This window comes from Hyalangium ruber, from assembly GCF_034259325.1.
GTDB lineage: Bacteria > Myxococcota > Myxococcia > Myxococcales > Myxococcaceae > Hyalangium_A > Hyalangium_A rubrum.
This window is the reverse complement of sequence record NZ_JAXIVS010000008.1, coordinates 1-22,881: the sequence shown is the minus strand read 5'-3', so window position 1 is coordinate 22,881 and position 22,881 is coordinate 1. Positions and strand designations below refer to the sequence as shown.

Annotated in this window: 19 protein-coding genes; 5 read left to right on the top strand and 14 right to left on the bottom strand. The window is 66.8% G+C overall.

The genetic code is table 11. The annotated features are described in order from the left end of the window. Positions 1-55: 55 nt before the first annotated feature. The 4 genes from SYV04_RS23190 to SYV04_RS23175 all read right to left on the bottom strand — a co-directional run bounded on the left by SYV04_RS23190 (position 56) and on the right by SYV04_RS23175 (position 3,864). Positions 56-1,099: a trigger factor gene (locus SYV04_RS23190; RefSeq protein WP_321548043.1), complete on the bottom strand. Its 1,044-nt coding sequence runs from the start codon at positions 1,097-1,099 to the stop codon at positions 56-58. A gap of 55 nt (positions 1,100-1,154) precedes the next feature. Then, positions 1,155-2,183: a hypothetical protein gene (locus tag SYV04_RS23185; protein WP_321548042.1), complete on the bottom strand. Its 1,029-nt coding sequence runs from the start codon at positions 2,181-2,183 to the stop codon at positions 1,155-1,157. Between the two features lie 192 nt (positions 2,184-2,375). Beyond that, positions 2,376-3,011: a hypothetical protein gene (locus SYV04_RS23180; RefSeq protein ID WP_321548041.1), complete on the bottom strand. Its 636-nt coding sequence runs from the start codon at positions 3,009-3,011 to the stop codon at positions 2,376-2,378. Between the two features lie 28 nt (positions 3,012-3,039). Beyond that, positions 3,040-3,864, bottom strand: coding sequence for an OmpA/MotB family protein (locus SYV04_RS23175; RefSeq protein ID WP_321548040.1), 825 nt, complete (start codon positions 3,862-3,864; stop codon positions 3,040-3,042). A gap of 179 nt (positions 3,865-4,043) precedes the next feature. On the opposite strand from SYV04_RS23175, the gene SYV04_RS23170 reads away from it, so the two are divergent. Further along, positions 4,044-5,009 carry an aldo/keto reductase gene (locus tag SYV04_RS23170; RefSeq protein ID WP_321548039.1) on the top strand — a complete coding sequence of 322 codons (966 nt, stop codon included), beginning with the start codon at positions 4,044-4,046 and terminating at the stop codon, positions 5,007-5,009. A 7-nt stretch (positions 5,010-5,016) separates the two neighbouring features. Further along, on the top strand, positions 5,017-5,868 hold the full coding sequence (locus SYV04_RS23165; protein ID WP_321548038.1) for a glutaredoxin domain-containing protein: 852 nt from the start codon (positions 5,017-5,019) through the stop codon (positions 5,866-5,868). A gap of 61 nt (positions 5,869-5,929) precedes the next feature. On the opposite strand, the gene SYV04_RS23160 is transcribed toward SYV04_RS23165, so the two are convergent. The 6 genes from SYV04_RS23160 to SYV04_RS23135 form a co-directional block, all read right to left on the bottom strand. Then, positions 5,930-6,697: a trypsin-like serine peptidase gene (locus SYV04_RS23160; protein ID WP_321548037.1), complete on the bottom strand. Its 768-nt coding sequence runs from the start codon at positions 6,695-6,697 to the stop codon at positions 5,930-5,932. Positions 6,698-6,700: 3 nt separating this feature from the next. Next, on the bottom strand, positions 6,701-7,468 hold the full coding sequence (locus SYV04_RS23155) for a zinc-dependent metalloprotease (protein WP_321548036.1): 768 nt from the start codon (positions 7,466-7,468) through the stop codon (positions 6,701-6,703). 201 nt (positions 7,469-7,669) lie between these two features. Further along, positions 7,670-8,914 (bottom strand): MFS transporter, encoded by a 1,245-nt coding sequence (locus tag SYV04_RS23150; RefSeq protein WP_321548035.1) that lies wholly within the window; start codon positions 8,912-8,914, stop codon positions 7,670-7,672. A 31-nt stretch (positions 8,915-8,945) separates the two neighbouring features. After that, positions 8,946-11,339, bottom strand: a complete 2,394-nt coding sequence (locus SYV04_RS23145; protein ID WP_321548034.1) for a TonB-dependent receptor — start codon at positions 11,337-11,339, stop codon at positions 8,946-8,948. Between the two features lie 160 nt (positions 11,340-11,499). After that, complete coding sequence (locus tag SYV04_RS23140) at positions 11,500-13,209, bottom strand: methyl-accepting chemotaxis protein (RefSeq protein WP_321548033.1); 1,710 nt, start codon at positions 13,207-13,209, stop codon at positions 11,500-11,502. A gap of 140 nt (positions 13,210-13,349) precedes the next feature. Continuing rightward, a complete protein-coding gene (locus SYV04_RS23135; protein WP_321548032.1) occupies positions 13,350-16,256 on the bottom strand; it encodes a carboxypeptidase regulatory-like domain-containing protein in 2,907 nt (968 codons plus the stop codon). 197 nt (positions 16,257-16,453) lie between these two features. On the opposite strand from SYV04_RS23135, the gene SYV04_RS23130 reads away from it, so the two are divergent. Both SYV04_RS23130 and SYV04_RS23125 read left to right on the top strand, forming a co-directional pair. After that, positions 16,454-17,266 carry an alpha/beta hydrolase gene (locus tag SYV04_RS23130; protein ID WP_321548031.1) on the top strand — a complete coding sequence of 271 codons (813 nt, stop codon included), beginning with the start codon at positions 16,454-16,456 and terminating at the stop codon, positions 17,264-17,266. A gap of 30 nt (positions 17,267-17,296) precedes the next feature. Continuing rightward, on the top strand, positions 17,297-17,719 hold the full coding sequence (locus tag SYV04_RS23125) for a hypothetical protein (protein WP_321548030.1): 423 nt from the start codon (positions 17,297-17,299) through the stop codon (positions 17,717-17,719). Between the two features lie 108 nt (positions 17,720-17,827). Here the strand turns inward: SYV04_RS23125 and SYV04_RS23120 are convergent, their stop codons facing one another. Beyond that, positions 17,828-18,091: a hypothetical protein gene (locus SYV04_RS23120; protein WP_321548029.1), complete on the bottom strand. Its 264-nt coding sequence runs from the start codon at positions 18,089-18,091 to the stop codon at positions 17,828-17,830. A gap of 215 nt (positions 18,092-18,306) precedes the next feature. Between SYV04_RS23120 and SYV04_RS23115 the strand changes: the two genes are divergently transcribed. After that, positions 18,307-19,254 carry a LysR family transcriptional regulator gene (locus SYV04_RS23115; RefSeq protein WP_321548028.1) on the top strand — a complete coding sequence of 316 codons (948 nt, stop codon included), beginning with the start codon at positions 18,307-18,309 and terminating at the stop codon, positions 19,252-19,254. A gap of 6 nt (positions 19,255-19,260) precedes the next feature. On the opposite strand, the gene SYV04_RS43775 is transcribed toward SYV04_RS23115, so the two are convergent. The 3 genes from SYV04_RS43775 to SYV04_RS23105 form a co-directional block, all read right to left on the bottom strand. After that, positions 19,261-19,431 carry a GMC oxidoreductase gene (locus SYV04_RS43775; RefSeq protein ID WP_422723967.1) on the bottom strand — a complete coding sequence of 57 codons (171 nt, stop codon included), beginning with the start codon at positions 19,429-19,431 and terminating at the stop codon, positions 19,261-19,263. Positions 19,432-19,536: 105 nt separating this feature from the next. Next, the gene (locus SYV04_RS23110; RefSeq protein WP_321548027.1) at positions 19,537-21,336 is read right to left on the bottom strand and encodes an amidohydrolase; all 1,800 of its coding nucleotides are present in this window, start codon (positions 21,334-21,336) and stop codon (positions 19,537-19,539) included. 991 nt (positions 21,337-22,327) lie between these two features. Then, on the bottom strand, positions 22,328-22,881 hold a 554-nt coding region (locus tag SYV04_RS23105), incomplete at its 5' end, for an IS66 family transposase (RefSeq protein WP_321548026.1).

Sequence of the window (22,881 nt, the reverse complement as noted above, 5' to 3'; positions counted from 1 at the left end):
CAGCGGGCCGTGCCGTACCAGGCAGGGGCCGGGCCTTGGGAGGACAAGAGCCGCTTCAGGCCTCGCCGCCCTCGAAGTGGATCTCCGCCTGCTTCATCACGTGCTCGACGGCGTGCAGATGCCAGGCGAGGTTTTGCAGGGGAGCGGCTGTCTCGGGATTGACGAGCGCCTCCCATACTTCCGAGGCCTGAAGCCCGTAGGCGTCCAGGTACTTCTCGAGGAAACCGAACACCTCGCCAGGCTCCAGCCTCAGCTCGTCACGCTGGGCCACGGCCTTGAGCGCCAGGGAGATGCGCAGCCGCCGCTCCACCTCCGCTCGCGTGGCCGGGTCCGTCTTCCACGCCTCGAGCGCCTCCTGCTCCTCGGCCGGAGAGAAGTTCTTCTCCTGCACCGTCTGCCCTTCGGCCATCACCCAGCGGCGACGAATCTCCTCGTCGATGAGGGCCTTGGGCAGCGTCACCCGCAGACGGGAAGCCAGTACGTCCAACACCCGGTTCTGCGCCTCCAGCCACTGCGCATCGGTCCGCTCCTGGAGCAACTCCTGGCCCAGGGCGTTCATCACCTCCGAAAGCGAGTTCCCCCGGCCGAGCTGGCGCAGGAACCCCACGGAGTCGGGCTCGGGCGGTAGCACCTCCCGCGCGGCCAGCAGATCGACCATGAACCGTGCGGTCACCCCTCGCAGGGACTCGACCGGGTAGGTGTCGGGCAGCACGAGCGTGATGCCCACGCAGTCGCCCACCGCCGAGCCCGCGAGGAGCTCCGCGAAGCCAGGCAGCGCGTCGTCGGGCGCCAGCTCCATCCACAGCCCGGTGCGGATGCTGAAGGGAATGAGCTTGTCGTTGGCGTAGCCAATGATGTCCAGCTGGACATCATCTCCCTGCTCCACCGCTTCCCCCGGCTCGCGCTCACGCACCTGCGCGTGCTCACGTGCCAGCTGGTTGAAGCGGCGGACGAGCTCCTCCTCGGTGAGAGAAGGTGGGGCGGGAACCGTGACGCGAATGGGCTCGTCCGAGGCAAGCGTGGCCTCGGGGAGCTGCACGGCCGTGGTGTCCACGCGGGCAAAGCGCTGCGCGGCGAGCGGGTTGGGGCTGTAGCCCATGGTGGACTCGGGAGCGGAGGGACAACTGTCCCACCACTCCGCGCACGTTGCGTAACTACCCGAACAGACCGCCGACGAGGCCGGAGACGGCGGAGACCGCCGCACCCACCTGGCTGACCACCGGGATGTTGGTGGCGGCCGCCGCGGAGCCCAGCGCCGTGACGACGCTCGTCACCTTCTTGGTCGCGCTGGCGTTCGGATCACGCACGGTGGAGTAGGCCGTCGCCGCGTCCGCCGCGGCCATGGCGACGTTGAGGCCCGGGACGAACCGGCCCGCGGCCTTGGCGGCCGTCTTGCCCACGTTCTTGGCGACGGCGGCACCCGCGGCTTCACCCGCGGCCTGGGTCAGCGCCCGGTTGGCGGCCTTGACGGTCCCACCGCCCATCACGTCCGGAACGCCGGCACGGGTCCCCCCCGCCAGCTCCGACACGGCGGCGCGCGCGGCGTTGGCGACGTCCTTCGTCTTCTCCGCGCCGCCAAGCACTTCCTTGGTGGCGGTGGAGGCGGCGGCGAACCGGGCACCCCGGGTCGCATCCGGCGCAACTTCCGAGAAGGCCTTGGAGGCAGCGCGGTAGGTGCCCACCACCTTGCTCGCGTCACGGCCCAGCTCGATCCCCGTCTTGAGGGTGCCCAGCGTCGTCTTGCTGGCCGTGGCGACCGAGCCGATGGCCTTGTCACGCTCCTGCTGGGTGGCGCCGCTGCGGAAGCCCTGGCGCGCGTCCTGGATGGCCGTGTTCACCTGGCCGGGCAGATTGCGGAGGTTGTCCACCAGGCCCAGGCCCTTCATCCCCTGCTTGAGGGCGGTGGCCTTGTCGAAGTTGATCTGGGGGTTGGCCGCGTTGGACCAGTTCTTCTTGAAGGTGTCCTTGAAGCCGTTGTCTCGCACGGCCTGGCGCTGGTCCCGGGCTCCCTGGATGCCGTCCCGAACGCTCGTGAAGGTGTCGACGACCTTCTTGGCCTGACCCGCCGGATCCTGGGCGACCTTGTCCTTGGCCCGGTTGACGGCGTCCGTGACACCCTTCTGGAGGAGGGGGGCGTACCGGGCGAGGGGGTTGCGGCGCAGGTAGTTGTTGATCGGGGCCATGTGCGTCTCCGGTAGGGAACGGGGGGCAGTGAAGGCTGATGGGGCCAGGATGCCTACATCGTTCGTGTTATCGAACGCTGAGAAGCAGAAGTTTCCTGGGAATTAATCGGCGAATTTCCAGGCTCTGAGAGGCCTGGAAACCCGCACGGTAATTTTCGAGCACCAGCCAATCAGGTCCCGCGGAGCGCCGCCTTACTTCGCCGAGTCCGAGGCAAGCGCCCCCGCGCCCAGCTCGACGATGCTCGCGGCGAACTCTCCCTCCAGCTCGGCCTTGAACGCGCCCGGTTCACTCTTGGCGCGGAGGCGCCCATGTGCCGTGCCTCCCTCGGAGATGAGGGACACCGTGGCCTCCGGGAGCGCATACACCTCCGCGGGCCACGTGCGAGTCGCGCGCAGCACGTAGCCCTTGCAGCCACGCAGGTCTCCCGACTGGTCCAGGTCCGTCCTCTCGCACGCCAGCGCCAGCGAGTAGATGGCCAGGTTCGCGCTGCCTCCTCCAGAGGAGGTGCTGCGAACCGTGCCGAGCAGTACCACGCCATCCCCAGGCACCAGCGTGCGCGCGGCCCGCATCAGCTTCTGCGGATCGCCCCGGTTCGAGCCCGTCTCCGCCGCCTTCAGCAGCTCGGTGGGCTTCATGTAGCGCAGGCCCGCATCCCCGATCACCGTCGCGTTCAGGATGACGTCCTCGCGGAACCGCTCCTTGGGCGCGCTCTGGGCAGGCGTCTCGTAGAAGCGCATCTCCAGGGCCGGGAGCTGCAGGCTCCGGGCGGCACAACCAGACACGAACACCGCCGCGAACGTGGCGGTGCAGGCAAGTCGAACGTTCATGGATTCCTCCTCCTGTGGGGGCTCGGGTCTAGCGACTCGCCGAATTCGTCTTCGTTCCCGGCGCCTGGTCTTCGGGCGCGAGGACGATCTCGATGCGGCGGTTCTGGCTCTTGCCCTGCGGCGTCCGGTTGGAGGCGATGGGGTGGTACTCGCCATAGCCCGCGGCGGAGAGTCGCTCCGCCGGCACGCCCTTCTCCTTGAGCAGCTTCACCACCTCGATCGCGCGCGTGGTGGACAGCTCCCAGTTGCTCGGGAAGGAGCCCTTCGGGTCCGTCGGCACGTCGTCCGTGTGGCCCTCCACGCGGATGTGCTTGCCCGCCGCGCCCTTGAGCGCCTCGGCCACCTTCGCCAGCGCCGCCTGCCCCTCCGGGTTGATCTTCACGCTGCCGGACGAGAACAGGATCTTGTCCTTCATCTGCACCACCATCCGGCCCTTCAGCTCGGACAGCTCGATCTTCCCTGCCTTGATCTCATCCTTGAGGCTGCTCGCGAGCGACTGGTACTCCTCGGACTTCTTCTCCAGCTCCGCGCGCGCCTTCTCCAGCTTGTCCTTGCTCTGGGCGAGCGACTCGTTGAGCGCCGACAGCTCCCCTACCCTCTTCTTGAGCTCCTGGGCACGGGCCTCGCTGGCGGCAGCCGCCTCATCCGACTTCGTGCGCTCCTTCTGCGCGGTCTCCAGGTCCGCCGAGAGCTGCGCCACCTTCTCCTCGAGCGCCTTCGCCTTATCGGCCTCATCTCCGTACTGCCGACGGTAGTTCTCCGCCTCCACGGCCTTGGCGTCGAGCTGCGCCTTCGGCACGCCACACCCCGCGAAGAGTCCCACCGCCACCAACGACACGATCGTCCGCTTCATGCATTCCTCCCAAGGGGCCCGACTCTTGGCAGAAACGCCATGTGCGCGAAAACGGCCCGGAGTGCGTCCTATGGACGGAATGGCGCAACAGGATCACAGTCCTTCAGCCTCGTTGTGTGACGAAAATTCCTGCAAGCCCACGTGGGTCCGGAGCATGCTGTTCGCAGGAGGCGTACAGCGTGGAACTTCGAAGACTCGGGCGGTCGGATATCCAGATCTCCTCGATTGGCCTTGGCTGCTGGCAGTTCTCCGAGGGCTTTGGCCTGGTGGGTGGCTTCTGGGAGGCCCTGCCCCCCGAGACGGTCCGGGAGATCGTCGATGCGTCCCTGCGCGGCGGCATCAACTGGTTCGACACCGCCGAGGCCTACGGCCATGGCCGCTCGGAGCAGGCGCTCGCGTCCGCGCTCGAGCACCTGGGCAAGAAGCCGGGAGAGGTCATCGTCGCCACGAAGTGGCTGCCGCTGATGCGCGGCTCGTTGAGCATCACCGAGACGATCGATGAACGCATCGCGTACCTGAGCCCCTATGGCATCGATCTGCATCAGGTCCATCAGCCCTTCGCGATCGCCACGGTCGAGGCCCAGGCCAACGCCATGGCGGATCTGGTCGAGGCGAAGAAGATCCGCACGGTGGGCGTGAGCAACTTCTCCGCGAAGCGAATGCGCGCGTTCCACGCGGCGCTGGCTCGCCGGGGCATTCCGCTCGTCTCCAACCAGATGCCCTACAGCCTGCTGGACCGCAGAATCGAGTCCAACGGCGTGCTCGATGCCGCCAAGGAGCTGGGCATCACGATCATCGCGTACTCGCCGCTGGCGCAGGGTCTGCTCTCGGGCAAGTTCCACGACGATCCGAAGCTCATCCGCAAGAGCCCGGGCCCTCGCAAGTTCCTGCCGAGCTTCCGCCCCCGCGGGCTCGCGCGCACCCGCCCGCTCGTGGACGAGCTGCGAAAAATTGCCACGGCCCACGGCGCTACCGCCTCGCAGGTGGCCCTCAACTGGCTGATCCACTTCCATGGGGACACCGTGGTCGCCATCCCCGGCGCCACCAAGCGGCGCCATGCCGAGGAGAACGTCGGCGCCATGGGCTTCACCCTCTCGCAGGACGAGCTGCGCCGCATCGACGAGCTGTCGAGGCAGGTCCGCTGATGCCGACATGCACGCGCTCTTGATCGCCATGGTCTTCGCGGCCTCGCCGCCCCTCGATGAAGCGAAGTCCCACTTGAAGGCGGGCCGCATCGATGACGTCTACTTCGCGCTCGAGGGCCAGCAACTTCCAGAGGCAGAGCACCCGGCGGCGGCAGACGTGCTGGCGGACGCAGCCAGGAAGGCGCTGACGAAGAAGGATGCCGTCATGGCGCTCCAGCTTGCGCGCATGGCGGAGAAGTACGGCAAGGCGCACGCAGGGGTGCTCGAGACCGCCGCGCGTGCGAGCCGCGCCCTCGAGCAGTTCGAAGACGCAGAGAAGTACGCCGACCGGTGGCTGGAGTCAGCCCCGCGCAGCGACGCCGGCCACCTCTTCCGGGCCGAGCTCGCGGTCGAGGCCGCGGAGTGGGACGTCGCCCTCTCCCATCTCGAAGCAGTGAAAGGGCCCGCCGCCAAGAGCGCGAAGGCCCTGGAGCTGCGCAAACGCGCCAGGAAGGAGCACCAGGAGAAAGCAACGGGCCTATCGACGCTGAAGGACCTCGAGAAGCAGCTCGCGCGGGCGCAGGAGGAGGCGACGAAGAACCCCTCGCGCCGAACCGGCTCTCGGGCTGAGGCCAGATCCGAGGGCGTGGTGATCTACACCACGGCGTGGTGCGGGTACTGCAAGCGAGCCAAGGCCTGGCTGAAGGCACGCGGTGTGGCCTTCGTGGAGAGGGACGTCGAGAAGGATCCGGATGCCGCAGCCGAACTCGCCAACAAGGCCGCGGCGGCCAAGAAGTCCCCTCGCGGCGTGCCGGTCATCGACGTGAAGGGCACGCTCGTCCTCGGCTTCGATGAGAAGCAGCTCGAGCAGCTGCTCTGAGCGCCCAGCGCCGCCGAAGGCTCCATCACTGCGAGCCCGGAGGAAGGATGCAATGGCCACGTCAGCGGTCGGCGATGTCGACGCTCTGCAGGTATGGGGACGCTTCGACGATCACTTCCGCGGTCCAGCCTCGGTTGGATCCGCCGCCTTTTTCATCGCAATCGCCGTCGGTGTGGATGCCCAGCAGGTGGCCTTGACGGTTGAGCACGCCAGCGCCGGAGCTCCCTACCAGGGTGTCCAGGTCCGTGTAGTAGACAAGCTGATTACATGAGTCCAGGAAGCTGCCTTCGGCGATGACCTTGGGGTAGCCCCGGGGGTGCTGGATGATCGCCAACCGCTCGCTGACCTGGGTCGTCAGCAAGGCCGGCGTGACCGCGGGAAGCACGTCGAGCTGGATGAGCGCATAGTCGGGCTCAAGCGCTTGCTCGATGACAGTGCCCTCGGTGATCAGCGGGTCTCCGTCGGGCTCGTCCTCGAAGTTGAAGACCAGCAATAGCCGATCCCCGAGCCCAACGCAGTGCCCCGCCGTTATCACCACCGGTCCCGCGCTCGCTTCGATCAGCGTCCCGGTGCAGCGTCCTTCGACCAGGACGACCGCGTCTTCCCTGTCCTGGACGTCAGCGAACTCGCCCTGGTAGCGGTTGATGGGGGTGAAATCGAGGCTCGGGCCGCACTGCCACAGACTGCGCACCTCCGGCTGCTTCGGATCCGAGCAGACCAGAGGAGCCGCGGGCACCGCATCTCCACAGGCAGTAACACCCAGGAGAACGGTGCCCGCGAGGATCAGCCCCCACGGAGTGGTGAACGAACCAGGGGGCTGTCGCACCATCGCTCAGTAGAGGGCGTTCAGCGCGGTCTTGTCAGAGTTGGTCCACTCGCCGGACTCGGTCGAGCGGAAGCAGGAGTTCATGACCGACCCGCCCACCGTGGCAGTGGTCGGCGTCCCGGGGATGTGGATGGCTCCCACGTTCGAGGCGCCCTCGTCGCCGCCGGAGCCGCAGCTAATGGACCGATTGTAGTAGTCCGTGTGGCGGAAGCCGATCGCGTGGCCCAGCTCGTGGGTAATGACGTGCTCGTTCACGTCCTCGCTGTAGCTCTGCAGCCCGGTGCCGATATTGATGGTTCCGTAGGGCTTGCCACCCGTGGGGAAGCCTGCGGAGCCGCCGGTGCCGCTCATGGTCTTCGCGCTGATGGTCGCGGTGCAGCCGGAGCCCGAGCCACGCGCGAAGGTCAGGCGGAGTCCCAGGCTGTTGTAGTTGGCGATGGCCAGATCGAGCCCCGCGCTGAGCCGGCTGTAGCTGTTGAACTGGGTGGTGGGAACGACGCAGATCTTCGTCACGCTGGTGCCGACGAGATTGGTCGTCCGGTACTGCTCCGGGCCCTCACTGCCAGCCTGGAGCATCTCCCGGGACGCATCGAGGGTCACGTGAGCATCACGCCCCACGTACACGGAGCCCTCGGAGACCATGATGTCGCTGGCCGGGAAGCCGGCCTCGACCAGGTTGGAGATGATCTCCTCGTTCTCGGTCTGCGGTTCGGTACCGCAGCCGGACAGCAACGCCCCACAGCTCGCCACGAGAACTGCCGCTTTCTTGAACATGCCCGTTTCCCCTCTGGTTCTGAATCGGTCCTTCCCACGGGCCCAGCACGGACGCGTCGGGAAAGAGTCCAGACCTCATAGAGCATTCTATCTTTGAACTCCAATAAATTAAGAAAGTCCCACTAATTTAGCTTAAACGGCGAGACCCGACATATCCGGCGATGCCCTACAGTGACCGCCCACCTCTCACCCGAGGGTTCGTCACCTCGTCGCAGGCCTCGTCCTCCAGAAGAGGAACGCGATGACTGCGACGAAACCCGCGGCAGCGATGCCCAGAGAGACGTGGGTTCCCACCACGCTCCCCAGCAGGCCCACCACGATGCCGCTGAAAGCGCGAAGGCCCAGCGCCGCCATCGCGAAGAGCCCGAGCACGCGGCCCCGGATCGCGTCGGGGGCATTCATCTGCACCAGGGCCTGCGCCATGCTGCTGAACGAGAGTTCGAAGAACCCCGCGGCGAAGAGCAGCACGATCGCCACCGCGTAGACGTGTACCGTCGCGAAGGCGAAGAGCGCGCTCCCCCACAGAAGCGCGAGCGTCATCGCGGCCGTGGGCGTCATCCGAAGCCAGCTTCCACGCGTCTCGAGGAGAATGCCGGCGAGCAGCGCGCCAGCGGCATCGGCGCCGAGCAGGGCTGTGTAGGCCGCGCCCGGATCTCCATGCCCAAGGTCATCGGCGAAGCCCGGCATTTGCGCGTGGTAGCTGTTGCCGATGAAGAACGACGCGGCGCCCGCGAGCAGCACCATGCCGGACACGATGGGAAGGCCACGGACGTCTCGCACCGTCTGGAGGATGTCGGCGAGGCCTCTCACCGCACGCTTGGGCCCCGCCTCGACGCCGCGGTAGTGGCGGCCATACGGCGCGCGGATGAGCCAGATGGCCAGGGGCAGATAGAAGACGACGTTGAGGAAGATGCCGTATGTCGGCCCCAGCGTGCGCATGATGAGGCTGCCGACGCCAGGGCCCACCAGCACCCCGAGGTAGCGTGCCGTCGCGTTCAACCGCACGGCGCTGGCCAGCGAGGCGGGCCCGACGATGTCGTAGAGCAGCATCTGGCTGGAGGTGTTCCAGAGCACGCCCGCGCCCCCATGGAGCGTGAGGAGCACCATCGCATGCCAGACCTTCAGCGAGTCCGTGACGAAGAAGTAGCCCCAGCCCAGCGACGCGAGGATGAAGAGCACCATCCCCATTTGAATGAGCCGCCGTGAATCGAAGCGGTCATTCAGCGCCCCGACGGGCACCGAGAGCAGCAGGAAGGGCAACCAGTGCGAGACGACCGCGAAGCCACCCAGCGCCGGCGAGTGGAACTTCTGGAACGCCACCCAGTAGCTGATGACGTGCTCGATGTTGTCGGCCATCATCGCCAGCATGAACGTCGCGAGGAATGCGACGTAGCCGGGAAGGCGAAGAGCGCTGATGGGTGGAACAGGGGCGGAGGTGGAAGTCACCCCCGCCCTATATCCCGGACACCGCTTCGCGCTAGTAGTTGAGCCCGTCGTACTTATACGCAAGCTGCATGGAGGCCATGACCCCGCCGGGAGGCGCGCCCAGCACGTCCACGCCGCGGTCATTGAAGACATTGAAGACGTTGGCGCTCAGCGCCAGGCCATTGTCGAAGTTGTAGCCCGCTCCAATGTCCGCCACGAAGCGCGCCGGCACCTTGCCATCCGCGTAGAACAGGGTGCTGTTCCACCGGCCCGACCTGAACTCGAACGCCGTCTGGTACCGGCCGAAGACGCGCAGGAACGTGTTCTTCACCAGCAGGTTCTGCAGCGTGATGGAGGCCTTGAGCTTCAAGTCGGGCACGTTCAGCAGCAGCGAGGGCTGGCTCGGGTCGTTGCTGTGGAACTTGAGCAGCTTGATGTACGAGATGCTGCCATTGAGGCTGATCTGCGGGGTGAGCATGTAGTCGAGCCCGAGATCCGCGCCCGCCACGCGCGAGCGGCCGAAGTTGGCGTAGGTGGAGAGCGCCCCCTGCCCGGGAGTCCCCTCCGCCACGGGCCTGCCGTCCGGATAGAAGGCAAAGGTGCCCGTCGCGGGGTTGGCCCGAGGCGTCAGCGCGCTGATGAAGTTCTCGTACCACGAGTGGTAGGCCACCACGTCCACCAGGAGCTTCTCGGCGAACGTGGCCTTGTAGCCCACCTCGACCGAGTCCACGCTCTCGGGCACCAGCGGATCAATCTCCGAGACCAGGTTGCCCTCCGCATCCCGGATGATGAAGCCCGTGCGGTTGCCGAGCAGGGTGTTGTTGATGAGCAGGTAGTTCTCGAGGATGGTCGGGCTCTTGAACGCGCGGTTGTAGCCGGCCCGCAGGTGGTGGTTCCGCTGCGGGCTGTAGACCACCGCGGCCTTGGGGCTGAACTGCGCCGAGTAGTTGGAGTGGGTGTCGAGCCGCGCCGCCGCCACCAGCCGGAGCTTGTCCCGCAGCAGTGAGTAGTCGCCCTGCAGGTAGCCGCCGAACTCGGTGGCATTCAGCTTCTTGCCATCCGTGTCCGCCAGGTAGGAGCCCCGGGAGCTGGGCATGTACAGGCGCAGCTGCAGGCCGGTGATGAGCTTCAGTCCTCCGATAGAGTTCTGGTGCTGGAGCTCCGAGTCGATGAGCTGGCTCTCGTCGATGAACTTGATCTGCTCCCGCGTCGCGTCCAGCTCGGAAGGCTCGCTGGGAGCGCCGCCCCCCGCCTGCACCAGGCCAGCCAGACGGTCCAGCTGGTAGGTACCTCCCGCGTTGCTCGTGGTGCGCGACACCTGGGCGAACCAGTTCGGGTGGCTGGCGGACACCGTCTGCTGATGCACCTGCCAGTCGCGCAGGTGGTTACGCCCGGAGTTGGTCAGGGACATGCCATCCGCCGAGGAGAAGCCGTAGCCGCCCTTGAAGTTCCAGTCCCCGCGCCGGTAGTAGACGAAGCCCTCCGCCTTGATCGAGCGCACGTCATAGTCCTCGAGCATGTCCGCCTCGAAGACGAGCGGCTGCGTGCCACCCCCGTAGTAATGGGTCCGCAGCTCCCGGTCCGGCACGAAGTCCTCGCCGCGAACGAACTGGCCGGTGACCTTGTAGCCAAAGTCCTCGGAGACGGTGCCCGCCACGCGCGCGGACGCGTCCACCAGCGACTGGGTGCCGCCGCGCAGCGCCACCGTGGCACCCGACTCATCCCAGGGCGACTTGGTGATCAGGTTGATCACTCCCGCGTGGGCGTTGGCGCCATAGAGCGCCGAGGCCGGGCCGACGACGACCTCCACCGACTTGAGATCCAGGTTCGAGGTGGGCATCTGCGAGCCCAGCGGCAGGCCGTTGCCGGGCATCTGCGCCAGCCGGCCATCCACCATGGTGATCATCCGCGAGTTGAACTGGGTGTTGAAGCCACGGGTGGAGATGCGCTTCTCGTTCACGCCGGTGTCCGCGAAGTCCACGCCCTTCACCGCCGACAGGGCCGTCAGGTACGAGGTGCCTCCGGACATCTGGATCGCCTTGGCCTGCACCGACTCGACCGTCACGGGAGACTCGAGCCGCTTCTCCCCGAACTTCGAGCCGGTCACCACGATCTCCTCGCCGAACTGCTCGTCGAGCCGCAGGTCCAACTCGAGCGACGCGACCTGGCCCGCGACGACGTCCACCGGCTGGAGGAGGTCCTGGTAGCCGGGGAAGGAGACCTTCAGCTCGTGCCGCGCGGGGGGCACGTTGCGCAGCTCGAACTGCCCCTCGGCGTTGGTGGTGGCCGTCAGCTCCGTGCCCACCACTCCGACCTGCGCCTCGGGAAGGGGCTCGTTGCCGGAGACGTAGACCGTCCCTCGAATCGTCCCACCCTCCTGCGCCCACCCCACCGCAGCCATCAGACACCACGAGACGCACAGCAGCCAACGCGTCGTGCCCCGCATGACAACCCCTCCGAAGTTGAAAGTTGATTCAGGTTTCGGCGCTGTCTAGCAGCCGACTTCTCAGGTTGTCATTGCGCGGTGAGTCAATGTGCCGCCATAGGTTCCACAGCCGGAGCTGCTCGCGCTCGACGGCCGTGACCGTTGAACCACCGTCTACCGCTTAGAAGCGCCTGAACTCACGATCCTCGGCGGACAGCGGGTGCTGGCCCGCCTCGCTCGCCTGGGACGTCTCTGCCTGACTGGCGGCCTTCAAGCCCTGCGCGGGGGGAGGCAGGCTCCAAGCGCCAGGGCCGCCCTGCCCACCCGCTCCCGGCCGCCTCACGCTCTGCCGGGCTAGCTCGGTCCAGGGCCTCCTGCCCTCTCTGTCACTCACCTTGAAGTACGCCACGAGCTGCTGCAGCGTCTCTGCCTGCGCGGACAGCTCCTCGGCCGTCCCCGACAGCTCCTCCGCCGCGGAGGCGTTGCGCTGCGTCACCTGATCCACATGCACCATCGCCCGGTTCATGTGCCCTACCCCCGCGGCCTGCTCCCCGCTGGCCGCCACCACCTCCTGCACCAGCTGCGTCGTCTTCTGGATCGACGGCACCAGCTCCCCCAGCAGCTCGCCGCTGCGCTGGGCCACCTTCACGCTCGTGCCCGCCAGGCCGCTGATCTCCTTGGCCGCCGTCTGGCTGCGCTCCGCCAGCTTGCGCACCTCCGTCGCCACCACCGCGAAGCCCCGGCCGTGCTCTCCCGCCCGCGCGGCCTCGATCGCCGCGTTCAGCGCCAGCAGGTTCGTCTGGTAGGCGATCTCCTCGATGATGCCGATCTTCTCCGCGATCGTGTTCATCGCCTCCACCGTCGCCTTCACCGCCTCGCCGCTCTCCTTCGTCTGCCGCGCGCCCTCGAGCGCCATTTGCTCCATCTGCCGGCTGTGCTGGCTGTTCTGCTCGATCGTGGCGCTCATCTGCTCCAGGCTCGCCGTCGTCTCCTCCACGCTGCTGGCCTGCTCCGAGGTGCCCTGCGACAGGGTCTGCGAGGAGGAGGAGACCTGCCCCGCCGCGGAGGCCAGCGCCGCCGCGCCCTCCCGCACCTCCCCGATGACCTGCGCCAGCCGCTGCGCCATGGCCCCCATGCCCTTCAGCAGCCGGCCCGGCTCATCGTCCCCCGTGGCCTCGATTCGCACCGTCAGGTCTCCCTCGGCGATGCGGCCGGCCACCCTCACGGCCTCCGCGAGCGGGCGCGAGATGCTCCAGGCGATGGACAGGCACAGGGCGAGGCCCAGCACGGCTCCCGCCAGGATCAGCGTGACGATCAAGCCTCGCGCCGCCTCGTAAGTACGCTCCGCAGCGGCCGTCGCCTCATGGTTGCCCTGAAGCTGGAGCGCCATCAACTCATCCTGCTTGGCGGTCATGGTCTCGAAGATCTGCGCGGACCGGCCGGTGAGGATCGCCTCTGCCTGCGCGTCTTCGTTCCTCCGAGACAGCGCCAGCACCTTGTCATGCTCGGCGGAGTACTCGTTCCAGAGCGCCCCTAGCTCGGCGAAGAGGCGGCGCTCCGTTGGCTCCGTGATGAGGATCTCGTACTTCTCGGCGGCCTTCACCATCTCCGCCAGCAAGCGTTCCATATGGCGCTCGATCCGCGACATCTTCTCCGCGTCCGTGGCGAGGATGTGCTCCATCTCCGCCACCCGGTAGTTCCTGAAACCGCTATGGAACGAAGCGACGGAGGCGAGCGCCGGCAGCTCGTCATTGGTGAGCCGCCGGGTCGCGCCATGCAACGAGGACAGTTGCCGGAGCGAGAAGATCCCGATCGCCGTGGAGAGGGCCAGCAGAATGACGAACGCTCCGAAGAGCTTGGTCAGAATCGAGAGGTTTCGGAACCACGTCATGGGTGGGCCTTCTTGAGGAGCGAGGGCACGTCGAGGATGAGGGCCACCCGTCCCGTGTCAAGGATACCGGAGCCCGTCACTCCTGCGACATGCTGGAACAACCTGCCGAGCGAGCTGACGGCTGTCCGCTCCCGCCTGCTTCAGGGGGCACGGAGGACGGAGAAGGACTGCTCCGTGCCCTCTCTTCGCACCGTGAGTACCACCGGCGAGCTGGGGGCCCCCTTCAGCCTCCGGAAGGCGTCCATGAGCTCCGTGACGGGCGTACCGTCCACGCTCAGCAGGACATCTCCCACCTCGAGCCCCGCTCGGGCCGCGGGGCTCTCATGCACCACCTGGCTGATGACGATCCGCGCGCCCTCGGGGCTCACCCGGATACCGATGGTGCCAGAGGGAACTCGGGGCACGCTCAAGGCAACGTCTCCCACGTCGTGGACCTGGCCCTCCACCACCGTGATGGGACGCCGCACCGGCTCCCGCTCCCTGCCCGCGACGACGACCAGCGTGTGCTCGCCTGGCGCAACCCCATCCAGCTTGAAGCGCCCATCGCTCGCCGTCTCCTGATTCATGCTCATGGGGCGCTCTCCCTCCAGGAAGATGAACGCCTCGGAGATGGGCTCCAGGGTGGCCGCATCCACCACCCGGCCGCGCACGCCCGCGGTGGCCGCCAACGTGACTTCCACCGTGACCGAAGCGCCGGGATCCGGGAACACCTGGGCGTCACCCCGAGCGCCGTCCGCCGTGCGCACGACCAGCTCCAGCGGCTCGGCGGGCACGTCTCGGAGCTCGAAGCGATCACCCGCGAACTCCCAGCTCAGGTCATCCAGCGGGAAGCGATCCCAGCTCCTCGGCTGGAAGGAGACGGTGAAGCCCCGCACCGGAAGGCCCTGGCCCGCGCGTACCACCCGGCCTTGGATCGAGGCCGCGGGCTGGAGCCGCACCACCACCTCTCCCGCCTCGGGCTTCACGTCATGGAGTTCCGCCATGCGCCCGCCATTGCGTGCGCTCAAGGTGATGGAGCGCGCGGCGGTGCCTCCTCTCCCCGCAGGCAAGGGCATGGAGAAGCGCCCCTCCTCGTCCGTGGGGATCAGCGAGCCCACGCCCCCGCGCTGGCCTTCGATGGACAGGGTGACGAAGGCCAGCGGAGAAGGTGCCCCGCTCGGCTCGAGGACGATGCCCCGAAGCTCGTCAGTTCCAGGGGCCTCGCTCTGCCAGGTCAGTTCGGCCTGGACGGTCCTCCCCGCCTCCACCCGCACCTGCTTCGGCTTTCGGAGCCCCAGGCCTCGCCGCTCCTCTGAGACGTACAAGTCATAGGTGCCCGGTGGGAGACTCATCGTGAAGTTGCCACGGGCCTCCACCTGCGTCTGACCAATGCCCGCCGGACCGCTGCGATCGCCATCCTGGGGAAAGGCCATCACCGTCAAAGGCGAGGAAGGCAGGGCGCCCTGAGCGGCGCGCACCACGCCCTCCACGGTGCCCGTCTCCTCCAGGGTGAAGTCCAGGCGCTGCGTGCCGCCCTCCGTCACCTCCACGGGCTGGCTCACCCCAGCCGTCGCGCCCTCCCACCTGGCGGAGAGGTAGAGGCGACCGACACCGAGCCCCTCCAGGCGGTAGTGCCCCTCGGCGTTGGTGCGGGACTCGGCCGGCTCGCCGACGAGGGGCCCGCCCCAGCGGGTTCCGGCGGTGACCAGGGCTCCAGCCACGGGCTGGCCCGCCCCGGTCCGCACCTGGCCTTCCACGGCGCCAGTGGCCGTGAGCGCGAGTTCCAGGGTGAAGCGCTCGCCCCCGGACACCGTGAGCCCGCGCCGCGTGAGGGGCGCGAAGCCCGGGGCATTCACCACCACATCGTAGCTGCCCGGCGCCAGGGCCCCCACGGAGAAGTGCCCCTGGCTGTCCGTCACCGCGCGGCCGGAGTCACCGCTGGCGCCATAGGGGCTGACGTCCACCTTGGCCTCTGCCACGGGAGCCCCCGTGGCGTGGGCCACCACGCGCCCCTCCACCCCCGCGCCCTGGCCGAGCCGCACCCGCACGTCGCGCACCGTCTGACCCGCGCTGACGGGGACGGGGCTGTCCAGCGCGCCCGCCTCCTCGCCGCGCCGCGCGGACACGGTGTAGTCGCCCGCCTCCACCTCCACGGAGAAGCCACCCCCCTCGCCCGTGGAGACGGTCTGGGGGACGAAGCCGCCGAGCAGCACCTCGGCGCCCGCGGCCGGCTGCCCCTGCGCGTCCACGACGAAGCCCTCGATGACTCCCGCGACTGACAGCGCCACCGTCAGCGGGCCCGCCGCGGGCACCCGCACATTGCGCATCACCGCTCGCGCATGGCCGGGCGCGCGCGCCTCCAGCAGGTAGCTGCCAGAGGCCAGGCCCTCCACGCTGAAGGCGCCCCGTGCATCACTGCTGGCGTACGCCCGCTCTTCGGCGGGAGCCTCGGCATCCTGCCAGAGAGGCAGCTGGGGGCTTTGTACCGTGAAGACGAGTTCCACCAGGGGCAGCGGCTCCCGCGAGCCCTTCACCACTGTGTGGCCAGTGAGGGACTGGCCTTGCTCCAACGTGAGGCTCAGGAAGGTGCGTACCTCGCCAGAGGGGCGCGTCACATCCCGCTTGAGTGGCGCGTAGCCCGGTGCTCGCACCGCCACCAGGTAGAGGCCGGGCCGCGAGGCGAGGCGGACGCGCCCCTGGGCATCCGTGGTGCCCGTGCTCGCCAGGCGCCAGGACACCTCGCCAAGGTTCGGATCCCTCGCCCCGCGCCAGTACAGCCGCGCGCTGGCACCCGGCACGGGGCGCCCGCCCGCGAGTACCTCTACCTCCAGCAGTCCGTCTCCCTCCGAGGGCAGACGAGCCAGCGTCGGTGTGCTGCCCGCGTCCGCGGTGCCTCGCGCGCCGAGGTCCTCGGGACTCTCGGCTCCCAGCTTCGTGGCGGCTGGCTTCAGCGACGCCGAGGGCTGCCCCGGGCTCGACACCTCGGGGGAGCCTCCCCAGCGCGAGAGCATGAAGAGGCCGAGCCCCACGGCTCCGAGGACTGCGGCCACGATGAGGAACTTGCGCATGTCGGGGGTCTCAGGCCGAACGTGGCGTCATATGGACGACCCTTCATCGCACACCCTCTGGAAGCGCTGTAAGTCCTTCTCCCGCTCCCGAGCCGCCTCCGCTCCCCCACCGAGATTTTCGCCATTCGTGTGGAAGGGGGCTTGCCATGACGCGGAGTGCTTCAAAAATTGGGCCCAACGAGGGGATGCCCACATTCATGGCAGAGCACATCATCTACCTGTTGGGGCCTTTCCAGGTGCCCGGCCTGGGGCAGGAACGCCACGTGCGCGTGTACGCGCCGAACGAAGCGGCGGGTGGCGCGCCGGTGCTGTTCATGTTCGACGGACAGAACATCTTTCACGACGCGCCCTCGTTCTCGGGCGGGTGGTACGTCCACCACGCGGTGAAGCAGTTGGCGGAGCAGGGGCTGCCCGCGCCGGTCATCGTGGGGATCGACCACGGCGGCTCCTCGCGGCTCGACGAGCTGTCGCCCTTCACCTCGGGTGACAGCGCGGGGCGGGCGGATGACCTGCTCGCGTGGGTGAAGGCGGAGCTGGCTCCGCAAATCGCCCAGGAGTTCAAGGTGCGGACGGACCCGGCGGGCACCGCCGTGGGCGGCTCATCGATGGGCGGCCTCGCCGCGCTCTACGCGCACTTCCGCCATCCGGACCTGTTCGGCGCCGCGCTGTGCATGTCGCCGTCCTTCTGGTTCGCGGAGCGGAAGATCTTCGACTACGTCGCCGCGCAGCCGAAGCCCTGGACGTCGCGTATCTACATCGACGCGGGCGCCAAGGAGGACGGGGGCTCGGTCGTCGCCGACGCGGAGCGCCTGGTCCACCACCTGCGCGAGCGCGGCTGGGACGACACCTCGCTCTGCTGGATCGCGGACCAGGACGGAACGCACAGTGAGCACGACTGGCGCAAGCGCGCGCCCGCCGCGCTGCAGTTCCTCTTCACCGGAACGCCGGGCAAGCGTCCCGAGGCCGCCTCGTCACCGCCTGCAGGAGAGGTGTCCCCTCAACCCGCGTAGGTCGGCCGCGGGTGAGCTAGCGTGGCGGGCATGACCGAAAGCAAGCCCGTGACTTTTGATGTGAAGTCCGAGATTGAGAAAGTGAAGCAGTTCGCTCGAACCTGGAACCAGCTTTACGCAGCAGAGAAGTTCGAAGCAATGAAGGAGCTGGCGACCGAGGATGTCGGCATCGCCAACGCCCCCGAGTCGACGTCAGGCACTGGCCTCATCTACGGGCGGCAAGCCTATTACGATGGCATCGTCGGCGCGTACCGTGGCTCGAGCAGCAAAGAAAAGAACCTGCTCGTCATGCAGTACGAGGGCTGGGAGTACCTACCGATGCCCGATGGCCTCCATTTCTACACCATCGGTACGTATACGCTCCAGCCGAGCACGGTCGGTGTGAATTGCTGGCTCCTCCGCAGGGACTCTCCAGCAGCGCCTTGGAGAGTCTTTCGAGTCATCAACAACTAGCCCACTCCGCTCGCGATGGGTGCAGCACGGGGACAGCGAGCAGCAGCTTGCCGACGTAAGGGCTGACAGGGTGCTTGGGGCTCAACACCCCGCGCTCTGCTGCGCGCCTTACTTCACCAGGGCATTGAAGCGCTCGAAGAACTTCGGCTCCACGTCGTCTATCGGCTCCAGCTCCACTACACCCGGCTCCGCCGAGGACGTGAGAAGGACCACCCCGTCATCGCGGACTGTCAGCGAGTAGCGGCCCTTCGTGAGACTGACGGAGCACGACTCCTGAGACGAGCTAAGGGGCTTCGTCGCCGTCGTGCCCTTCTTTTTGTCGCGGACGAACTGTTCCACGGTGCCCGAGCTACTCACGGTCGCCGGAATCACGAGCGTGTTGTTCTCCCAACTTACCTCCGTGGTTATCTGCGCGTCGCAGCCCGAGCCCTGATTTCTAACGTTGGGATCGACAGTGAGCGACTGCGTACGCAGTGTGAGCTGCTCTCCCTCGATGATCCTGTATGAGGCGGTGAGGGATAACCTCGCCACGCTGCTGGCGGAGGCAGGCGAGCTGGGGCGCGGACTGCCCCTTAGGTGCCGCTAGCATGCCTTTTGGTTATGCTGCGATCATGGAACTCAGACACGTGAGGTATTTCGCGGCGGTTGCCGAGCAGCTCAGCGTGACCCGCGCGGCGCAACTGCTTCATGTTTCTCAACCTGCGCTCAGTCGGCAAATCCGCGACTTGGAGGAGGAGCTCGGAGTCGAGCTCCTCGAGCGATATCCCAATTCCATCGCTCTGACGGAAGCGGGCAAGGTGTTTCTCGCCGAATGCAAGGTCATCCTTCGTCGGGTCGAAGACGCCGTCGAGAAGGTGCGACGGAAATCGCCTTCGCATCGGTCCATCCTGAGGATCGGATTCGCCGCCACGCCGGCCGTGGAACTCCTGAAGCAAGCGATGCGGGTTTTCCACAAGCAGCATCCATCGATCCAGATCGAGCTAAAAGACCTGTCGAGCAACGGGATCGTCCGCGGCGTGAGGGATCTGAAGCTGGATCTCGGAATCACCATCGGCGTCGCCCCCCAGTCATTCGAGGGGCTGGCGATGAAAGAGCTCGGAAGCTACGGCGTCACCGTGGCTTTCCCCAAAGAGCACCGTTTCGCGAAGCTGAAGCAAGTGCCGTTGGCCGAAGTCGCGAAGGAAGGGCTGATCACCTTCACGAAGAGCGAGCACCCGGAGGCTCATTCGGCGATCCGGAAGATCCTCTCCGGGTTCACCGAGGAGCCGAACATCGTGATGGAGTGCGACGGGATCTCCAGTCTCTTCGCGGCCGTCGAGTCCGGCAAAGGCGTCGCGATCGGCTTCGAGACGATGGCTAAGCTCGCGGGCAGCCGGCTCAACTTCCGTCCGGTGCTGCCGGCCCCGCCCAGGCTGCCCGTCGTGGTGATCTACGATCAAGCCAAGCTGTCCTCGGCAGGGACCGACTTCCTGGCCATCCTGGCCGCCGTGAAGCTGAAGTCGCTTCGTCCGGCGGCGGGTCTGCTCATCGTCTGACGCCTCTCATCGGAACAGCTCATGGGCGAGCTTCTCGGCCAACATGATCGTGGTCAGATTGGTAGGAACCGACGGGATCGCCGGAATGATCGACGAATCGATGACCCGTAGGCCTTCCACGGCCCGAACCTGTCCCCATCGATCCACGACCGAGGTCGGATCGCTCTCCGCGCCCATCGGCGGGCCAGGACGGCCCCCGCCGACCCAGCGCCCACGATGATCACGTCCGCTCCGGCGGCTCCATGCGCTTTGTTCACGCTTTGGCCCATGGGTTTCAGCTCGTCATTTCGCGCCATAGTAGCCGCCGAAGTACTTGATCGGGGACCACGTCGGGATGATCTTCGGCAGTTCCGGAGCGAGTTTGCTGTATTTGCCCGCACCGAACACGACCTTCCCGTCCACGACGGTCATCACGGAAGTGATATGCTGGATCTCCTCTTCCGGCACCGAGAAGTAGTCGGTGCTCAGCAGCGCGAAGTCCGCTAGGTTGCCCGGCGCGATCCTCCCGCTCTCGTTCTCGGTCTTGGTGAACCACGCGGCACCCAAAGTATAGAGTTTGAGCGCCTCTTCCCGGCTCAGGCGGTTGTCCTTGGCCAGGATCTCCGAGCCCGACACCGACTTGCCGGTGACCATCCACTGGATAGCCACCCACGGGTTGTAAGAAGAAGCCCTGAATCCGTCGGTGGTCATGGCCAGCGGGATCCCGCTGTCGACGAGCTGACGCAAGCGAGGCGTCTGCAGGGCCACCTCGCGGCCGTGGGTCTTGATGAAGCCGTCTCCGTGGAGCGCCATCTTGTCGTCCAGCGCGATTCCGCCGCCCAGTTTCTTGATCCTTTCGATGTTTTTCGGGCTGATCGTTTCGGCGTGCTCGATGCTCCACCGCAGGCCGTCGAAAGGCGTTTTCTTGTTCAGCGCTTCCAGAGCATCCAGGAATGGAGAGATGTTCTCGTCGTAGCTGATATGCATCCGGAACGGGCTTCGCCGCTTCACCAGCTTGCCCACGTCCTCTTCGACGGTCTTTCGCATGAATTCCCGATCGATCACCACAGCCGGCCGGTCGAAGTTCTCATGGTCGTGGAGTTGGGCGTTCAGCACTTCTCCGTTGGTTTGGTATTCGTGACCATGCGCCAGGGTCGGGTGCGTGTTGTCCCCGGGGCTGGTCGGAGACTTCTTGGTGATGGCATCGATCTCGGCGTCCACCATCGAAGCGCCGGGCTCGACGAGCTGGAGATCCATGAAAGGGAAACGAACGTTCAAACGCTGATCCCTGATCAGGGCTTCGATGGGCTTGTGCCCTTCCGGGTAGGGGATGATGCTGCCGGACTCCAGCGCCGATACCACTCCGAACCGGTTCAAGTCGTTGATCGCGTAGGCGAGCGAGTTCACCTTCTCCGCGAAGGAAGGCAACGGGACCACCGCTTCGAGCGCCACGAAGGTCCAGGTGAACCCTCGCACGACGCCGGTGTACTTGCCTTGCATGTCTTTCTCGAATTCCGTGCCGGGCGGCATCTGGAACTTGGGGGTTCCCACGCCGATCTCCTTCATCGCCAACTCGTTCAAGAACGCCTGGTTGTAGGCGTATTGAACGATGTACGGCCGGTCAGGTACCGCGGCGTTCAGCTCCTCCAAGGTCGGGAACCGGTTCTCCTTGAACTGATACGGCGACCAACCCCCGATCACCTTGACCCATTGGCCCTTGGGCGTTCTTTTGGCCTGTTCCTTCAACATCTCGAGGGCGCGGCTCAAGGTGGGAACCCCGTCCCACCTCACGTTGTAGTTGTAGTTGTTCTCATTCAGCACGTGGACGTGGGCATCATTGATGCCCGGGATCAGGCGATGCCCCTCCGCATCGATCAGTTTGGTTTTGCTGTTCTTGAGGGCGAGGATCTCGGCGTCGTCGCCCACTGCGTAGATCCGCCCTCTTTTGATCGCGACCGCGGAAGCCGTCGGCTGCGCTAGGTGCTGAGTGGTGATCTTCGCGTTGAAAACGATCAGATCGGCCCCGGGACGAAGCTCGTCTCCACGCGCATGGAGGCCGACGAGCAACAGGTGCGAGAGAGCCAGGAGTCGGAGTGCAGACATGGGGTCCTTTTTCACGGCAGTGGGTTGCATTGGGAGGCCAGCAGAGGGCCAAGTGATCTGCCTTGGGTGAGAGTCTCGTACGGAAGAAAATCCCGGAACAATACTTGTTCGTAGGGACTAGCATGCCTATCGGGCATGCCGCGTGGGGACTGCCCTGGTCCGAGAACCGCGCCTGAATGTCTGCCTCGGTTCAGAGCTGTTCAGCCGCAGCGAGCGCGGGTCGAAGTTGGTCAACCCCACCGAAGTCCAGACGCCGTCCACGATCATCGTCTTGACGTGGTACATGGCCGGCTCCCTCAAGCGGGGGCAGAGCTCCCTCAAGCGGGGACAGAGCCGAAGCCGGAAGAGGCAAGTGAGCCGCCTTTAGCAGCGACGAGGCAGGAGCCGACCCAAGAGCGCACGCCGCGGCTTACTTGGGCCGGGTTGCTGCGCAGGAGCTTCGCGCTGGACGTGTTCGCCTGCGGCAGGTGTGGAGGCAGGCGCCGGGTGCTGGCGTATCTGACGATGACACCTTCCTTTGCGTTGTGTCACTCCTGCTCTGGGAAGTTCCGGGGCAGTTTGGTTAGGCGAGTTTGGAAGGGCGGGTTAGGGCGATGGGTGGGAAAAACTCCCAGGAGGGGCAACCCTCCATGTGCGGCGCAGTCGTGCGCCGTTGGTTGGCCGGTAGCAGCGGCGGGAAGAACGCCAGCAACACCGGCGACAACACCGGCAGCAAAGCAAGGAAGGCCAGCGGAAACGCCAGGAGCAACACCAGGGCGCGCCGCTCGCTACTTCCAGCAGGGCTGCTAAAGGCTCCAGACGGCGCGGCGCGTCCGCGTGCGCCCTCTGTTTATTGGCTCCGCTGCCTCCGTACCGGACGGGCAAGCGTGAAGCCTGCCCGCTGTGCTGGCGGGCTCCGCACACCGGGTATCCGCTGCACGAACCCCGTCTGGCATGAGCCAGGAGAGGCGCGCAGAGTGGGGCGATGGACGCGAGGCCCTCACAGCCAGCGCTATCGGGACGAGCCGTTCGCCGCAGCTTCCTGTTCCGGCGTCGGGGAGAGGGGCGGCGGGACAGTGAGAGGACCGAGCTCCGCAGCGAGTTGCTGGCTGTCGAGGCGAGCCCGGGTGCTGGCCCAGTAGCGGGGGGCCAGTTCCAGGTAGCGCTCCCTGGGCCAGTGGGCGAGGACGCGGAACAGGTCGCGCAAGTAGGCTTCAGGGTCGAGCCCGTGCAGGCGCGCCGAGGCGACGAGGGAGAGGATGTTGCCGGCACTCTGGGCGTGGCCATCGCTGCCGACGAAGAGCCAAGCCTTCCTGCCCACGGCGATTGTCCGCAGCGCGCGCTCCGAGCGGTTGTTGTCGAGCACGAGCCGGCCGTCGTCGAGCACCCGCATCAGGGCTTCTTTCTGGCGCACCGCGTAGCCGAGAGCGGAGCGCACGAGGCCCCGTTCGTCGCGCACCTGGGAGTACTCCTCTTCTGCCCAGCGGAAGAAGGCCTCCAGGTGCGGGCGCAGGTGCGCGTTGCGCAGGCGGTGGATTGTCTGCGGGGTATCCGCTTTCCAGGCCT

What these genes read in the sequence shown, in the direction of transcription:
- SYV04_RS23125 (WP_321548030.1), top strand. Translation starts at nt 17,297, where the DNA reads ATGACCGAAAGCAAGCCCGTGACTTTTGATGTGAAGTCCGAGATTGAG.
- SYV04_RS23160 (WP_321548037.1), bottom strand. Translation starts at nt 6,697, where the DNA reads ATGGTGCGACAGCCCCCTGGTTCGTTCACCACTCCGTGGGGGCTGATC.
- SYV04_RS23130 (WP_321548031.1), top strand. Translation starts at nt 16,454, where the DNA reads ATGGCAGAGCACATCATCTACCTGTTGGGGCCTTTCCAGGTGCCCGGC.
- SYV04_RS23185 (WP_321548042.1), bottom strand. Translation starts at nt 2,183, where the DNA reads ATGGCCCCGATCAACAACTACCTGCGCCGCAACCCCCTCGCCCGGTAC.
- SYV04_RS23135 (WP_321548032.1), bottom strand. Translation starts at nt 16,256, where the DNA reads ATGCGCAAGTTCCTCATCGTGGCCGCAGTCCTCGGAGCCGTGGGGCTC.
- SYV04_RS23175 (WP_321548040.1), bottom strand. Translation starts at nt 3,864, where the DNA reads ATGAAGCGGACGATCGTGTCGTTGGTGGCGGTGGGACTCTTCGCGGGG.
- SYV04_RS23145 (WP_321548034.1), bottom strand. Translation starts at nt 11,339, where the DNA reads ATGCGGGGCACGACGCGTTGGCTGCTGTGCGTCTCGTGGTGTCTGATG.
- SYV04_RS23155 (WP_321548036.1), bottom strand. Translation starts at nt 7,468, where the DNA reads ATGTTCAAGAAAGCGGCAGTTCTCGTGGCGAGCTGTGGGGCGTTGCTG.
- SYV04_RS23140 (WP_321548033.1), bottom strand. Translation starts at nt 13,209, where the DNA reads ATGACGTGGTTCCGAAACCTCTCGATTCTGACCAAGCTCTTCGGAGCG.
- SYV04_RS43775 (WP_422723967.1), bottom strand. Translation starts at nt 19,431, where the DNA reads ATGGGCGCGGAGAGCGATCCGACCTCGGTCGTGGATCGATGGGGACAG.
- SYV04_RS23190 (WP_321548043.1), bottom strand. Translation starts at nt 1,099, where the DNA reads ATGGGCTACAGCCCCAACCCGCTCGCCGCGCAGCGCTTTGCCCGCGTG.
- SYV04_RS23115 (WP_321548028.1), top strand. Translation starts at nt 18,307, where the DNA reads ATGCCTTTTGGTTATGCTGCGATCATGGAACTCAGACACGTGAGGTAT.
- SYV04_RS23165 (WP_321548038.1), top strand. Translation starts at nt 5,017, where the DNA reads ATGCACGCGCTCTTGATCGCCATGGTCTTCGCGGCCTCGCCGCCCCTC.
- SYV04_RS23180 (WP_321548041.1), bottom strand. Translation starts at nt 3,011, where the DNA reads ATGAACGTTCGACTTGCCTGCACCGCCACGTTCGCGGCGGTGTTCGTG.
- SYV04_RS23110 (WP_321548027.1), bottom strand. Translation starts at nt 21,336, where the DNA reads ATGTCTGCACTCCGACTCCTGGCTCTCTCGCACCTGTTGCTCGTCGGC.